The sequence below is a fragment of the Bradyrhizobium sp. ma5 genome (assembly GCF_042258955.1).
GTDB lineage: Bacteria > Pseudomonadota > Alphaproteobacteria > Rhizobiales > Xanthobacteraceae > Bradyrhizobium.
The window spans coordinates 5,322,621-5,338,724 of the sequence record NZ_CP170156.1 but is presented as its reverse complement, the minus strand read 5'-3'; the positions used below and the strand labels follow the sequence as shown (position 1 = coordinate 5,338,724).

10 protein-coding genes are annotated in these 16,104 nt (G+C 63.2%); all 10 read left to right on the top strand.

Going from position 1 to position 16,104, the window contains the following annotated elements; genetic code table 11:
• The first annotated feature begins 192 nt into the window (after positions 1-192).
• The 10 genes from secE (at position 193) to ACE103_RS24920 (ending at position 15,996) form a co-directional block, all read left to right on the top strand.
• Positions 193-384, top strand: coding sequence for a preprotein translocase subunit SecE (gene secE, locus ACE103_RS24965; protein WP_223967326.1), 192 nt, complete (start codon positions 193-195; stop codon positions 382-384).
• A 20-nt stretch (positions 385-404) separates the two neighbouring features.
• Positions 405-938: a transcription termination/antitermination protein NusG gene (nusG, locus tag ACE103_RS24960; protein ID WP_021081670.1), complete on the top strand. Its 534-nt coding sequence runs from the start codon at positions 405-407 to the stop codon at positions 936-938.
• Between the two features lie 129 nt (positions 939-1,067).
• Complete coding sequence (gene rplK / locus ACE103_RS24955; protein ID WP_066499365.1) at positions 1,068-1,496, top strand: 50S ribosomal protein L11; 429 nt, start codon at positions 1,068-1,070, stop codon at positions 1,494-1,496.
• A gap of 5 nt (positions 1,497-1,501) precedes the next feature.
• Positions 1,502-2,194 (top strand): 50S ribosomal protein L1, encoded by a 693-nt coding sequence (gene rplA / locus ACE103_RS24950; RefSeq protein WP_029081784.1) that lies wholly within the window; start codon positions 1,502-1,504, stop codon positions 2,192-2,194.
• A gap of 186 nt (positions 2,195-2,380) precedes the next feature.
• On the top strand, positions 2,381-3,334 hold the full coding sequence (locus ACE103_RS24945) for a 2-hydroxyacid dehydrogenase (protein ID WP_375775252.1): 954 nt from the start codon (positions 2,381-2,383) through the stop codon (positions 3,332-3,334).
• Between the two features lie 580 nt (positions 3,335-3,914).
• Complete coding sequence (gene rplJ / locus ACE103_RS24940) at positions 3,915-4,433, top strand: 50S ribosomal protein L10 (RefSeq protein WP_223967656.1); 519 nt, start codon at positions 3,915-3,917, stop codon at positions 4,431-4,433.
• Between the two features lie 54 nt (positions 4,434-4,487).
• A complete protein-coding gene (rplL, locus tag ACE103_RS24935) occupies positions 4,488-4,865 on the top strand; it encodes a 50S ribosomal protein L7/L12 (protein WP_223967328.1) in 378 nt (125 codons plus the stop codon).
• Positions 4,866-5,305: 440 nt separating this feature from the next.
• Positions 5,306-9,424 carry a DNA-directed RNA polymerase subunit beta gene (gene rpoB, locus ACE103_RS24930; RefSeq protein WP_223967329.1) on the top strand — a complete coding sequence of 1,373 codons (4,119 nt, stop codon included), beginning with the start codon at positions 5,306-5,308 and terminating at the stop codon, positions 9,422-9,424.
• A gap of 127 nt (positions 9,425-9,551) precedes the next feature.
• A complete protein-coding gene (gene rpoC, locus ACE103_RS24925) occupies positions 9,552-13,754 on the top strand; it encodes a DNA-directed RNA polymerase subunit beta' (protein ID WP_223967330.1) in 4,203 nt (1,400 codons plus the stop codon).
• A 181-nt stretch (positions 13,755-13,935) separates the two neighbouring features.
• Entirely contained in the window at positions 13,936-15,996 is a 2,061-nt protein-coding gene (locus ACE103_RS24920; protein WP_375775251.1) for an FAD-dependent oxidoreductase, read from the top strand.
• Positions 15,997-16,104: the final 108 nt, after the last annotated feature.

The window sequence follows — 16,104 nt, the reverse complement described above, 5'->3', positions numbered from 1 at the left end:
CGGTCTCGCAGTAGATACCGCCCACTCGCAGCCGGCCCGCTTTGATCGCGGATATCCGGCGCGGCCTAATTCCCCGAACATTCGAGCTCGTTTATCGGCTCAACCTTCCAAACGAGGGCTGGGTCCGCAAGGTCGGCTGTTCGGATTCCTTGAAACGTTGCAAATCGTCCGGAAACGGATGCGGATCTCACGATGGCTTTCAGCCCGTTCAAATTCCTGCAGGAAGTGCGCTCGGAGACCAACAAGGTCACCTGGCCGACGCGCCGCGAGACGACCATCACCACCATCATGGTGTTCGTGATGGTGGCGCTGGCCTCCATCTTCTTCTTCGCCGCAGATCAGATCATCCGCTATCTGATTACCCTGATACTGGGCATCCACTGATGAGCATGGGAACTCAATTGATGGACAAGCGCTGGTACATCGTTCACGCCTATTCGAACTTCGAGAAGAAGGTTCAGGAATCGATCCGCGAGCAGGCCAAGCAGCGCGGGCTGGAAGAGCTGTTCGAGCAGATTCTGGTGCCGACCGAGAAGGTCACCGAGGTGCGCCGCGGCCGCAAGATCGACGCCGAGCGCAAGTTCTTCCCGGGCTATGTGCTAGTGAAGATGAAGCTGACCGACGAGGCGTTCCATCTGATCAAGAACACCCCGAAGGTGACCGGCTTCCTCGGCGCGGAAAACAAGCCGATGCCGATCTCCGAGGCCGAGGCGATGCGGATCCTGCACCAGGTGCAGGAGGGCGTGGAGCGTCCGAAGGCATCGGTGTCGTTCGAAATCGGCGAGAACGTGCGCGTGGCCGACGGCCCGTTCGCCTCGTTCTCCGGCGTGGTGGAAGAAATCGACGAGGCGCGCTCGCGCGTGAAGGTCGCGGTGTCGATCTTCGGCCGTGCGACCCCCGTGGAACTGGAATTCGGTCAGGTCGAAAAGGTGGTCTGACCGGACGGCGCGGGGTATATCCCCGCGTCAAGTGAGAGGCCGTGGGAGGGAGGAGGCGGTCGCCAGCCCCTTCAACCGAACCACGGAACCTGAAACCGCCGGCACCGTCCGGCACAACAGGAGTGATAAATGGCAAAGAAAGTGACCGGATACCTGAAGCTTCAGGTCCCGGCCGGTGCGGCGAATCCTTCGCCCCCGATCGGTCCCGCGCTTGGTCAGCGCGGTCTCAACATCATGGAGTTCTGCAAAGCGTTCAACGCGCAGACCCAGAAGGAAGAGAAGAATACCCCAATCCCGGTGGTGATCACGATCTACGCCGATCGTTCGTTCACCTTCGAGATGAAGACGCCCCCGATGTCGTTCTTCCTCAAGCAGGCTGCCAAGATCCAGTCCGGCTCGAAGGCGCCGGGCCGCGACAAGGCCGGCCAGGTGACCAAGGCGCAGGTGCGCGAGATCGCCGAGAAGAAGATGAAGGACTTGAATTGCGACACCATCGAATCGGCCATGAAGATGGTCGAGGGCTCTGCCCGTTCGATGGGTCTGGAAGTTGCGGGGTAACGGCCATGGCAATCGGAAAGCGTTTGAAGAAGGCCCGCGAGGGTGTTGATCGCGAGAAGCTCTACCCGCTCGCGGACGCCATCAAGATGGTCAAGGAGCGCGCCAAGTCGAAGTTCGACGAGACGATCGAGATCGCGATCAATCTCGGCGTCGACCCGCGCCACGCCGACCAGATGGTTCGCGGCGTCGTCAACCTGCCGAACGGAACCGGCCGTACGCTGCGCGTCGGCGTGTTCGCGCGCGGCGCCAAGGCTGAGGAAGCCAAGGCCGCCGGTGCCGACGTCGTCGGTGCCGAAGACCTGGTCGAGAAGGTGCAGGGCGGTGCGATCGACTTCGATCGTTGTATCGCCACTCCCGACATGATGCCGCTGGTCGGCCGCCTCGGTAAGGTGCTCGGCCCGCGCGGCATGATGCCGAACCCGAAGATCGGCACCGTGACCATGGACGTCACCAACGCCGTGAAGGGCGCCAAGGGCGGCTCGGTCGAGTTCCGCGTCGAGAAGGCCGGCATCGTGCAGGCCGGCATCGGCAAGGCCTCGTTCTCCGAGGACAAGCTGGTCGAGAACGTCAAGGCACTCGCCGACGCGGTCTCCAAGGCGAAGCCGGCGGGCTCCAAGGGCACCTACATCCAGCGCGTGGCGGTTTCCTCCACCATGGGCCCGGGCGTGAAAGTCGAGCCGGGCACGATCCTCGGCTGAGGTCTTTGGCCGTGACGAGATAAACAGGGGCGGGATCGGGCAACCGGTTCCGCCCTTTGTTTTGCCGGAGCGTTTCGCGCTAGGCGGCTACCGGCTCGCATGAAGAAACAAGAATCCAAAGCCTGGTTCCGATTCAACCGGAATGGAAAAGGCTCCAGGTGAAGCCTCTCGCAGGAAACAATAACAATGCCCGACAAGGTCCTGGTCTATTCGCGCTTTCCGAGAAACGAGCTGGTGCGCTTCGGCGAGCGCTACGAGCTGTTGAACGCCGCGGGCAAGCCGCCGACCGAGCTGTTTCCGGCGGCGGAGCTTGGCGAGATCCGGGCGATGGTCACGGCGGGCGGAACCCCGCTTGGCGGCGAGGCGATGGACGTGCTGCCGAAGCTCGGCGCGATCATCTGCTACGGCACCGGCTATGAGGGGATCGATCTTGCCGCCGCGGCGAAGCGCGGCATTGCAGTCGGCCACAGCCCCGGCGCCAACGCCGCATCGGTTGCCGACATCGCGGTCACGCTGATGCTGGCGGCGGTCCGCCGACTGCCGGTCGTCGATAATTACGTCCGCAGCGGCGACTGGATCGGCGCCAAGCCGTCGCCGATGATGCGGCCGCAGGCTGGCATGCGCGGCCGCAAGGTCGGCGTGTATGGTCTCGGCGAGATCGGCCGCAGGATCGCGGCGCGGGTCGCGGCGTTCGAGACCGAGGTCGGCTATTTCAGCCGGTCACGGCAGGACGTGCCGTATCAGCACTTTCCGAGCCTCGAGGCGCTCGCCGACTGGTGCAGCGTGCTGATGATCGCGGTGCGCGCCGGCGCGGACACCGTCCATGCCGTCAATGCCGACATCCTGCGCCGGCTCGGCAGCAACGGGATCGTGGTCAATATCTCGCGCGGCTCCGTCGTCGACCAGAAGGCGCTGGTGGCGGCCCTTGCCGATCAGTCGATCGCGGGCGCCGGCCTCGATGTGTTCGCCAGAGAGCCGCACGCGCCGGACGAACTGACGGCGCTGCCGAACGTCGTGCTGTCGCCGCATATCGGCGGTCACACCCTGGAATCGCACGTGGCAATGCAGGACTGCGTGCTCGCCAATCTGGAGGCGTTCTTCGCCGGCAAACCGTTGCCGTTTGAGGTAAGGGGTGCCTGAGCGGCTGCCGGTTCCGGCCGTGGAACCGGTTCCCCGGCCGCAATATGAAACTGGTCTGAAATTTGCTCTTGGCAAGCAGGGCGGGACCGGTTACATAGCGGCTTCCGGGCGTGCTGGCACTTGCTGGCAGGTCCGTGCTCGCATTCCGAAAACCTGAGGTGATAGGAGATCATTCCTTTCCGCATGCCCGCAAGGATGCTCGAAAGGAAGGAAACCCGTCGCCTCAAACGGAATGAGAGCAGGGTGTTCGGCTTCGGCCGATAGCCCGATCCTGTCCGAGACTGCAGGCGCCCGCGAGAACTTCGTGTTTTCAACGGCTTAATCGTATGGCCTGCATAGACGGGTGAAGACCGGATTTTGTGCTCCACGTCGCGGCCTGGTCGCGGCTGGGAGGCTGGTTTGGTTCGAACCTCGACAGCCCATGGCCGCAAGGCTCTGGGAGGGCAGGCTTCTAGATGTCGTCTTGCCCGGCATGTCTGAAGGGTCTTTGCGCCCAACGGATCAGGTTTAGGGCGGGACGATGGGTGCAACCCGGCGGTCCTGCCTTCGCGGAAAGGCCGCCAACCGGAAAGAGCTTGCTGTGGAACGAGCGGCAAAAAAAGAGGCGGTCGGACAGCTCAACGAGGCCTTCAAGGCCACGAGCGTTGCGATCGTCGCTCACTATTCCGGCCTCACCGTGGCCCAGATGCAGAAGCTGCGCATGCAGATGAAGCAGGCGGGTGCGTCGGTGAAGGTCTCGAAGAACCGTCTCGCCAAAATTGCTCTTGAAGGCACTGACGTCGCTGCCATCGGTTCCCTGCTGAAGGGACCGACTGTGATCGCTACTTCGAGCGATCCGGTTGCGGCGCCAAAGGTTGCCGTCGAATTCGCCAAGGCGAACGAAAAGTTCGTCATCCTTGGCGGCTCGATGGGTAAAACCGTCCTGAATGTCGACAGCGTGAAGGCGCTCGCCTCACTGCCGTCGCTTGACGAACTGCGCGGCAAGATCGTTGGCCTCCTCGTGGCGCCGGCGACCAAGCTCGCTCAGCTCTCGAACGCGCCTGCGGCCAAGCTCGCACGCGTCATTCAGGCTCATGCCTCAAAGAGCGAAGCGGCCTGACCCTTCGCTAATCTCAAAACCTGGTTCGAACCAAACGTTTAAGGAAACAGATCAATGGCTGACTTGCAGAAAATCGTCGACGACCTCTCGAGCCTCACCGTGCTCGAAGCGGCTGAACTCGCCAAGCTCCTCGAAGAAAAGTGGGGCGTCTCCGCCGCTGCCGCCGTTGCGGTGGCCGGCCCGGCTGCCGGCGGCGCTGCCGCTGCTGCGGTTGAAGAGAAGACCGAATTCAGCGTCGTACTGGCTGCTGCCGGCGACAAGAAGATCGAAGTCATCAAGGAAGTCCGCGCCATCACGGGCCTGGGCCTGAAGGAAGCCAAGGACCTCGTCGAAGGCGCTCCGAAGCCCGTCAAGGAAGGCGTCAACAAGGAAGAAGCCGACAAGATCAAGGCCCAGCTCGAGAAGGCTGGCGCCAAGGTCGAACTCAAGTAATGCGCGATCCGGGAGCGCCGCAGGGCGCTCCCGGGCCATGCAAACGGCGTGCGACAGGTTGTCGCGTGGCGTACCGGACACAAAAAAGTGTGGGGATCCGTGGACTTAACCCTCGAATCTCCTTTATTGCCATCCCATATCGGGTTGGCAGCAGAAAAACACGGTAGGCGGCGGGGGCGGCAGGGCACCCGGCGGAAGCCGTTGGGAGACAGTCAGATTTCGGGCTTTTTCAGTCCGTAAAGCGGAGCGTTTGGACGAGCGGGTGCAGTGATGCGCCTCGCGCGTCGTTTTGCGTTTTGGAGGCGATGGAGGCGGGCCGGGGATTTAATTCCTGACTTTGCGCTTCGTTCCTTCGGGACGATTCGAAATTCAACCCGGGGTCGATGGCAGTCGCTCCCGGAAGGTTCGCCCCACAAAGGCGACGAAAATGAGAGGCCACGATGGCGCAGCAGACATTCACCGGTCGCAAACGCGTACGCAAGTTTTTCGGTCACATCAAGGAAGTCGCCGAGATGCCGAACCTCATCGAGGTTCAGAAGGCGTCCTATGACCAGTTCCTGATGGTTGACGAGCCGGCCGGCGGTCGCCTCGACGAGGGCCTGCAGGCGGTGTTCCGCTCGGTATTTCCGATCTCGGATTTTTCGGGCACCTCGATGCTCGAATTCGTCCGCTACGAGTTCGAACAGCCGAAATATGACGTCGACGAGTGCCGCCAGCGCGGCATGACCTTCGCTGCGCCGCTCAAGGTGACGCTGCGCCTCATCGTGTTCGATATCGACGAGGAAACCGGCGCCAAGTCGGTGAAGGACATCAAGGAGCAGGACGTCTACATGGGCGACATCCCGCTCATGACGATGAACGGCACCTTCGTCGTCAACGGCACCGAGCGCGTCATCGTCTCGCAGATGCACCGTTCGCCCGGCGTGTTCTTCGACCACGACAAGGGCAAGACCCATTCGTCCGGCAAGCTGCTGTTTGCCGCGCGCGTGATTCCGTATCGCGGTTCCTGGCTCGACATCGAGTTCGACGCCAAGGACATCGTGTTCGCGCGCATCGATCGTCGCCGCAAGCTGCCCGTGACCTCGCTGATGTACGCGCTCGGTCTCGACGGCGAGCAGATCCTGTCGACCTTCTACAAGAAGATCACCTACAAGCGGACCAAGGAAGGCTGGCGCGTGCCGTTCGACGCCAACCGCTTCCGTGGCTACTCGACCATCAACGACCTGATCGACGCCGACACCGGCAAGGTGGTGCTTGAGGCCGGCAAGAAGCTGACCGTGCGCAGCGCGCGCCAGATGCAGGAAAAGGGTCTGAAGGCGCTCCGCATGTCGGACGAGGAACTCGTCGGCAACTATCTCGCCGAGGATCTCGTCAACCCGAAGACCGGTGAAATCTACGCCGAAGCCGGCGAGGAGATCACCGAGAAGTCGCTCAAGGTGCTGAACGAGCAGGGCTACAAGGACCTGCCGCTGCTCGACATCGACCACGTCAATGTCGGCGCCTACATCCGCAACACGCTGTCGGCCGACAAGAACATGACGCGTGAGGACGCGCTGTTCGACATCTACCGCGTGATGCGTCCGGGCGAGCCGCCGACGCTGGATTCGGCGCAGGCGATGTTCCAGTCGCTGTTCTTCGATGCCGAGCGCTACGACCTCTCCGCGGTCGGTCGCGTCAAGATGAACATGCGGCTCGAGCTCGATGCGCCCGATACCCATCGCACGCTGCGCAAGGAAGACATCCTGGCGGTCATCAAGACGCTGGTCGACCTGCGCGACGGCAAGGGCGAGATCGACGACATCGACCACCTCGGCAACCGCCGGGTGCGCTCGGTCGGCGAGCTGATGGAGAACCAGTACCGGATCGGCCTGCTCCGCATGGAGCGCGCCATCAAGGAGCGTATGTCGAGCGTCGATATCGACACCGTGATGCCGCAGGACCTGATCAACGCCAAGCCCGCGGCCGCCGCGGTGCGCGAGTTCTTCGGTTCCTCGCAGCTGTCGCAGTTCATGGACCAAACGAACCCGCTGTCGGAGATCACCCACAAGCGGCGCCTGTCGGCGCTTGGCCCGGGCGGTCTGACCCGCGAGCGTGCCGGTTTCGAAGTCCGCGACGTGCATCCGACGCATTACGGCCGTATCTGCCCGATCGAAACGCCGGAAGGTCCGAACATCGGTCTGATCAACTCGCTGGCGACGTTCGCGCGCGTCAACAAGTACGGCTTCGTCGAGACGCCCTATCGCAAGATCAAGGACAGCCGCGTCACCGACGAGGTGGTCTATCTGTCGGCGATGGAAGAGGGCCGCTACCGCGTCGCGCAGGCGAACGTGCCGCTCGATGCCAAGGGCCGCTTCACCGACGACCTGGTGGTCTGCCGTCATGCCGGCGAAGTGCTGCCGGTGACGCCGGACAAGGTCGACTACATGGACGTGTCGCCGAAGCAGCTGGTTTCGGTGGCCGCGGCGCTGATCCCGTTCCTCGAGAACGACGACGCCAACCGCGCGCTGATGGGCTCGAACATGCAGCGCCAGGCGGTGCCGCTGGTTCGCGCCGAGGCGCCGTTCGTCGGCACCGGCATGGAAGGCGTGGTCGCCCGTGACTCGGGCGCGGCGATTGCCGCGCGCCGCTCGGGCGTGATCGACCAGATCGACGCCACCCGCGTCGTGATCCGCGCCACCGAGGATCTCGATCCGACCAAGTCGGGCGTCGATATCTACCGGCTAATGAAGTACCAGCGCTCGAACCAGTCGACCTGCATCAACCAGCGTCCGCTGGTGAAGGTCGGCGACATCGTCAAGAAGGGCGACATCATCGCTGACGGTCCGTCGACCGATCTCGGCGAGCTCGCGCTCGGCCGCAACGTGCTGGTCGCGTTCATGCCGTGGAACGGCTACAACTTCGAAGACTCGATCCTGCTCTCCGAGCGGATCGTGAAGGACGACGTCTTCACCTCGATCCATATCGAGGAATTCGAGGTGATGGCCCGCGACACCAAGCTCGGTCCGGAGGAAATCACCCGCGACATTCCGAACGTCTCGGAAGAAGCGCTGAAGAACCTCGACGAAGCCGGTATCGTGTACATCGGTGCGGAAGTTCGCGCCGGCGACATCCTGGTCGGCAAGATCACGCCGAAGGGCGAGAGCCCGATGACGCCGGAAGAGAAGTTGCTGCGCGCCATCTTCGGCGAGAAGGCCTCCGACGTCCGCGATACCTCGCTGCGCGTGCCTCCGGGCGTGCAGGGCACCATCGTGGAAGTCCGCGTGTTCAACCGCCACGGCGTCGACAAGGACGAGCGTGCGCTGGCGATCGAGCGGGAAGAGATCGAGCGTCTGGCCAAGGACCGCGACGATGAGCAGGCGATTCTGGACCGCAACGTCTACAACCGCCTCGCCGAGCTCTTGGAGAACCGCCAGGGCATCGCCGGTCCGAAGGGCTTCAAGAAGGATACCAAGATCACCCGCGCGGTGCTCGACGAGTATCCGAAGTCGCAGTGGTGGCTGTTCGCCTCGCCGAACGACAAGCTGATGGCCGAGATCGAGGCCATGCGGAAGCAGTACGACGAGTCGAAGAAGGGCCTCGAGCAGCGCTTCCTCGACAAGGTCGAGAAGCTGCAGCGCGGCGACGAACTGCCGCCCGGCGTGATGAAGATGGTCAAGGTCTTCGTCGCGGTGAAGCGCAAGATCCAGCCCGGCGACAAGATGGCCGGCCGTCACGGCAACAAGGGCGTGGTGTCGAAGATCGTGCCGATCGAGGACATGCCGTTCCTCGAGGACGGTACGCACGCCGACATCGTGCTCAATCCGCTCGGCGTGCCGTCGCGCATGAACGTCGGTCAGATCCTTGAGACGCATCTCGGTTGGGCCTGCGCCGGCCTCGGCAAGCGCATCGGCCAGACCATCGACGCCTACTATCAGAAGCAGGACCTCAAGCCGCTGCGCGAGACCCTGAAGAAGATCTATGGCGAGGATGAAACCATCAAGTCGCTGAACGACAACGAGCTGGTCGAACTCGGCCGCAATCTGAGCCACGGCGTGCCGATCGCAACGCCGGTGTTCGACGGCGCCAAGGAAGCCGACATCGAGGAGATGCTGAAGCTCGCGGGCTTCGACGCCTCCGGCCAGTCGACCGTCTATGACGGCCGCACCGGCGACCAGTTCGATCGCAAGGTGACGATGGGCTACATCTACATGCTCAAACTGCACCATCTCGTGGACGACAAGATCCACGCGCGTTCGATCGGTCCGTACTCGCTCGTCACCCAGCAGCCGCTGGGCGGCAAGGCGCAGTTCGGCGGCCAGCGCTTCGGCGAAATGGAGGTCTGGGCGCTGGAAGCCTACGGTGCCGCCTACACGCTGCAGGAGATGCTGACCGTGAAGTCGGACGACGTCGCCGGCCGTACCAAGGTGTACGAGGCGATCGTGCGCGGCGACGACACCTTCGAGGCCGGTATTCCGGAATCGTTCAACGTGCTGGTCAAGGAAATGCGCTCGCTCGGCCTCAACGTCGACCTGCACAATTCCAAGGTGGGACCGGCGTCGACGTCGGAAGCGGCCGAGTAACGCGTTGATTTACGCCCGGCGCGAAAGCGCCGGGCCTTCGCGCTCCGCCCGGACGTTGAGTGGGGCGCGCGTTGAATAAAAGTTTCGAATTTGCTGCCGGTGACGATCGGCACGCGAGGAGAAGACCATGAATCAAGAGATTATGAATCTTTTCAATCCGACGACGCCGGCTCAGGTCTTCGACCAGATCCGGATTTCGATCGCGTCTCCGGAGAAGATTCTGTCCTGGTCGTACGGCGAGATCAAGAAGCCGGAGACCATCAACTACCGCACCTTCAAGCCGGAGCGTGACGGCCTGTTCTGCGCGCGCATCTTCGGGCCGATCAAGGACTACGAGTGCCTGTGCGGCAAGTACAAGCGGATGAAGTACAAGGGCATCATCTGCGAAAAGTGCTCGGTCGAAGTGACGCTGTCGCGCGTCCGGCGCGAGCGCATGGGCCATATCGAGCTGGCGGCGCCGGTCGCCCACATCTGGTTCCTGAAGTCGCTGCCGTCGCGCATCGGCCTGCTGCTCGACATGACGCTGAAGGATCTCGAGCGGATCCTGTACTTTGAATACTACGTCGTTCTCGAGCCGGGTCTGACCGCGCTGAAGGACCGTCAGCTGCTGTCGGAAGACGAGTATCTGAAGGCGCAGGACGAGTACGGCCAGGACAGCTTCACCGCCATGATCGGCGCGGAAGCAATCCGCGAGCTGCTCAAGGGGCTCGAGCTCGAAAAGCTCGAGGCGACGCTGCGTGCCGACATGGCGGAGACCGACTCCGACATCAAGCACAAGAAGCTCGCCAAGCGTCTGAAGATCGTCGAGGCCTTCCGCGTCTCCGGCAACAAGCCGGAATGGATGATCATGACGGTGGTGCCGGTGATTCCGCCGGACCTGCGTCCGCTGGTGCCGCTCGACGGCGGCCGGTTCGCGACCTCCGACCTCAACGACCTCTATCGCCGCGTCATCAACCGCAACAACCGCTTGAAGCGGCTGATGGAGCTGCGTGCGCCTGACATCATCATCCGTAACGAAAAGCGCATGCTGCAGGAGGCCGTCGACGCGCTGTTCGACAACGGCCGCCGCGGCCGCGTCATCACCGGCGCCAACAAGCGCCCGCTGAAGTCGCTCGCCGACATGCTGAAGGGCAAGCAGGGCCGGTTCCGTCAGAACCTGCTCGGCAAGCGCGTCGACTATTCGGGCCGTTCGGTGATCGTGGTCGGTCCCGAGTTGCGCCTGCATCAGTGCGGCCTACCGAAGAAGATGGCGCTCGAGCTGTTCAAGCCGTTCATCTACTCGCGGCTCGACGCCAAGGGTCTGTCCACCACGGTGAAGCAGGCCAAGAAGCTGGTCGAGAAGGAGCGTCCGGAGGTCTGGGATATCCTCGACGAGGTGATCCGCGAGCATCCGGTGCTGCTCAACCGCGCGCCGACGCTGCACAGGTTGGGCATCCAGGCGTTCGAGCCGGTGCTGATCGAGGGCAAGGCGATCCAGCTGCATCCGCTGGTCTGCGCCGCCTTCAACGCCGACTTCGACGGCGACCAGATGGCCGTGCACGTTCCGCTGTCGCTCGAAGCGCAGCTGGAAGCGCGCGTCCTGATGATGTCGACCAACAACATCCTGCATCCGGCGAACGGCCAGCCGATCATCGTGCCGTCGCAGGACATCGTGCTCGGTCTCTACTACGTCTCGATCATGCGCGAAGGCCTGCCCGGCGAGGGCAAGATCTTCGGCGACATGGCCGAGCTCGAGCACGCCCTGCATTCGAAGGTCATCCACCTCCACACCAAGATCAAGTACCGGTGGGAAGGCCTCGACGAGGAAGGCAAGATGTCCAAGCGGTGGATCGAAACCACCGCGGGCCGCGTCATGCTCGGCAATCTGCTGCCGAAGAGCACCAAGATCTCGTACGACATCATCAACAAGCTGATGACCAAGCGCGAGATCTCCGGCGTGATCGACCAGGTCTACCGTCACTGCGGTCAGAAGGAGACGGTGATCTTCTGCGACCGCATCATGGCGCTCGGCTTCTACAACGCCTTCAAGGCGGGCATCTCGTTCGGCAAGGACGACATGGTCGTGCCGGCGTCGAAGTGGAAGATCGTCGACGCGACCCGTACGCTGGCGAAGGATTTCGAGCAGCAGTACAATGACGGTCTGATCACCCACGGCGAGAAGTACAACAAGGTCGTCGACGCCTGGTCGAAGGCCGGTGAAGAAGTCGCCAAGGCGATGATGAAGGAGATCTCGTCCGTCAAGAAGACGGCGAGCGGAGCGGAAGCCGAAGTGAACTCCATCTACATGATGGCGCACTCCGGTGCGCGTGGTTCGCCGGCGCAGATGCGCCAGCTCGCCGGCATGCGCGGCCTGATGGCCAAGCCGTCGGGCGAGATCATCGAGACGCCGATCATTTCCAACTTCAAGGAAGGTCTGTCGGTGCTCGAGTACTTCAACTCGACCCACGGCGCCCGCAAGGGCCTCGCGGACACCGCGTTGAAGACCGCGAACTCCGGCTACCTGACCCGCCGTCTGGTCGACGTTGCGCAGGACTGCATCATCACGCAGACCGATTGCGGCACCAAGCTCGGCATCAAGATGCGCGCCATCGTCGATGCGGGCACGGTCGTTGCCTCGCTCGGCTCGCGCATCCTGGGCCGTACGGCCTGCGATGACGTGCGCGATCCCGCCACCAACGAGATTGTCGTCAAGCGCGACACGTTGATGGAGGAGACCCATGTCGACGCTATCCAGCAGGCCGGCATCCAGGAAGTGAAGATCCGCTCGGCACTGACCTGCGAGCTGATCAACGGCATCTGCGCCAAGTGCTACGGCCGCGATCTGGCCCGCGGCACCCCGGTCAACCACGGTGAGGCCGTCGGCGTCATCGCGGCGCAGTCGATCGGTGAACCCGGCACGCAGCTGACGATGCGCACGTTCCACATCGGCGGCGCCGCCCAGCTCAACGAGCAGTCGTTCGTCGAATCGAACTTCGACGGCAAGATCGTGATCAGGAACAAGGCCATCGCCCGCAACAGCGAAGGCAATCTGGTCGCGATGGTGCGCAACATGGTCGTTGCGATCGTCGATGCCGACGGCACCGAGCGTGCAACCCACCGTATTCAGTACGGTTCGAAGATGCACGTCGACGAAGGCGACACCGTCAAGCGCGGCCAGCGCATCGCGGAGTGGGATCCTTATACCCGCCCGGTGCTCACCGAAGTCGAGGGCACGATCGGTTTCGAGGATCTGGTCGAAGGCCAGTCGATCTCGGAAACGCTCGACGAATCGACCGGTATCGCCAAGCGCGTGGTCATCGACTGGCGCACGACGCGCGGCGGCTCGGACCTGCGCCCGGCCATCGTGGTCAAGGGCAAGGACGGCAAGGTGCTGAAGCTCGCGCGTGGCGGCGACGCCCGCTACATGCTTTCGGTCGACGCCATTCTGTCGGTCGATACCGGCGCGAAGGTGATGTCCGGCGACATCCTGGCGCGTATCTCGACCGAGAGCGCCAAGACGCGTGACATCACCGGCGGTCTGCCGCGGGTGGCGGAACTGTTCGAGGCTCGCAAGCCGAAGGATGCGGCGATCATCGCGGAGACCGCGGGAACGATCCGCTTCGGCCGCGACTACAAGAACAAGCGCCGCATCTCGATCGAGCCGATGGACAAGACCGAGGAGCCGCGCGAGTACCTGATCCCGAAGGGCAAGCACATCCACCTTCAGGACGGCGACATCGTCGAAAAGGGCGATTTCATCGTCGAAGGCAATCCGGCGCCGCACGACATCCTGGCGATCAAGGGCATCGAGGAACTCGCTGCCTATCTGGTCAACGAAATCCAGGAGGTCTACCGGTTGCAAGGCGTGCTGATCAACGACAAGCACATCGAGGTGATTGTCCGTCAGATGCTGCAGAAGGTCGAAGTCACCGACCAGGGCGACACCGACATGATCTCGGGCGAGCAGGTCGACAAGATCGAGTTCGACGCGCTCAACACCAAGACCAAGGAGGAGGGCAAGAAGCCCGCCACGGGGACGCCGGTTCTGCTCGGCATCACCAAGGCGAGCTTGCAGACCCGATCCTTCTTCTCGGCGGCGTCGTTCCAGGAGACCACGCGCGTGCTCACGGAAGCTGCCGTCAACGGCAAGGTGGACCCGCTCGAAGGCCTCAAGGAGAACGTCATTGTCGGCCGCCTGATCCCGGCCGGCACCGGCGCCTCGATGGCGCGGATCCGCGAAGTTGCGGTCAAGCGCGACAAGCTGATCCTCGACGAGCGCGAGAAGCAGCAGGCGGCGATCGTGCCGACGGCTCCGGAAGCGGAGCCGCTGGCGCTGCCGCCCGCGGAATAGGCATCCGCAAGACTACGGTAGTCAGCGAGAAGGCCGGCGTTCTGCCGGCCTTTTTGTTGCTTTCTTCCCTTGCTGCGGTGCAGGAACGCAGTTTGTTCATCTTCCCTTCAGGCAAAAAAGTGCCTTTGCTAGGGTGACTTAGACCGGCTGTTTGGCTCGTGCCGGAGACGACGGAATCGATATGCTCGACTTGGCGATTGTAGGCGGCGGCCCCGGGGGGCTGATGAGCGCCTGGTATCTGAAGCGCAAACTCGGCGATCTCTGCCGCATCACCATCTTCGAGGCGTCGAACCGTCTCGGGGGCAAGATCGTCACGCGCAAATTCGACACTGCGCCTGCGATGTACGAGGCCGGCGTCGCCGAGATCTACGACTACTCGATGACGGGACCCGACCCGCTGCGCGAGCTGATCCAGCATTTCGGCCTGCAGACGATCCCGATGGATGCCGAGCAGGTGCAACTGGACGGCGAACTGCTGGCCGACGTTCCCGGCATGCGCCGCAAATACGGCGCGAAGACCGCGGCCGCAATCGAGGCGTTCCGCAAGCGCTGCAGCGAGCTGGTGTCGCCGATCGAGTATTACGAGGGCGTCGGCGCCCACGACAACGAACATCCCTGGGCCTACAAGACCGCCGAGCAGATCCTCGACGAAGAGGTCGAGGACGTGACCGCCAAGCGGTTCTTCAAGGTGATGGCGCGCTCCGACCTCGCGACCGAGACCCACAACACCAACGGCCTCAACGCGCTGAAGAACTACGTGATGGACGTCGACGGCTATATCGGCCTGTATTCGATCCAGAACGGCAACGAGCAGCTGATCGATTGCCTGCGCTCGGAGGTCAGTGCCGACATCCAGCTCAACCATCGCGTCCTCAAGGTCGGCAAGACCGCAACCGGCCGCTACCAGCTCAACATGATGAACGGCAGGGGGCCGGAGACGCGCGACTTCGACCTCGTGCTGGTCTGCCTGCCGCACTCCTGGCTCGCCACCATGCGCTGGGACGGCGAGCAGCTGCGCAAGTCGATGGTCAAGCACGTCGCCTATTTCGATCGGCCGGCGCACTATCTGCGGGTCTCGATCCTGTTCGACGAGCCGTTCTGGGGCGAGAAGATCCCGGGCGCCTGGTTCATGTCGGAAGCGTTCGGCGGCTGCTGCGTCTACAATGAGGGCGCGCGCCACGATGTCGGCAAGCACGGCGTGCTGAACTGGCTGATCGCCGGCTCCGACGCGCTCGCCTTCGCCAATCTCAGCGACGAGGAGCTGATCGACGCCGCGCTGAAGTCGCTGCCGGCCTCGCTCGGCGATGCGCGTGCGCATTTCCTCGAGGGCAAGACCCATCGCTGGCTGTCGTCGGTCAACGCGCTGCCGGGCGGCCTGCCGGTGCGCGATGTCATGACCAACCACCGCCCCGATCCGAAGGAGCACCCCGGCATCGTGGTGGTCGGCGACTATCTGTTCGATTCGACGCTGAACGGGTTGCTGGATTCCTCCGATGCCGCGACCGACATCATCGTCACCGAGATGATGCGGCTGCGCCGCGCCCGCGCGCAGGACGAAGGCGCGCTGTCCGACAAGATCGACCGCAACTATTTCGAGAATTATCGCGGCGCCGGCCCCTACAGCGAAGCCTGGCGCAATTTCACCGACCCGGCCTATCTGACCGACCTGATCAAGACGGTGTGGGGCAGGGTGAAGGGCTACAAGCTCCTGATCGCCGGCTCCGCCAGCGGCGAGCTGGTCGGCGCGCTGCGCGAGCGCGGCATCGACGCCTGGGGCATCGAGAACAACCGCTACATCCACGGCAAGACGCCGAAGGCGCTCAAGAAGTACAACAAGCTCGGCTCGATCGCCGACATGCCGTTCAAGGACAATGAGTTCGACTTCGTGTTCGAGACCTCGCTGTGCCATCTCGGCGAGAAGCAGGTGGTGCGCGGGGTGCGCGAGCTCAACCGCGTGGTCAAGACCGGCGTCGTGTTCGCGTCGGTGACTTCGGACATGGCGCCGGCGGTGATCGATCGCTACGACCTGCTGCGCGGCGTGAAGAAGCTCGGCACCTGGTGGGAATGGTCGGAATTGTTCTTCGGCAACGGCTTCGACCTGTCGATGCACCGCCGCGACTGCACCGATGCGCTGTGGACGTTGACGCTTGCCGCCAACAAGGGGCCGGGGCAGTGGTACGCCGACTCCGACAGCCTGCGCTATTCCTTCTTCGACAAGGTCGAGGCCGACCTCGACGACTAGCGGCAACGCGGCGTTGCCGTAATCTCGAATTCACCGGACCGCGCGCCGCGCCGTTGCAAACGCTTTGCCGAATTCATTGTGATCGCATAGGATTGTACCGGCAGCGTT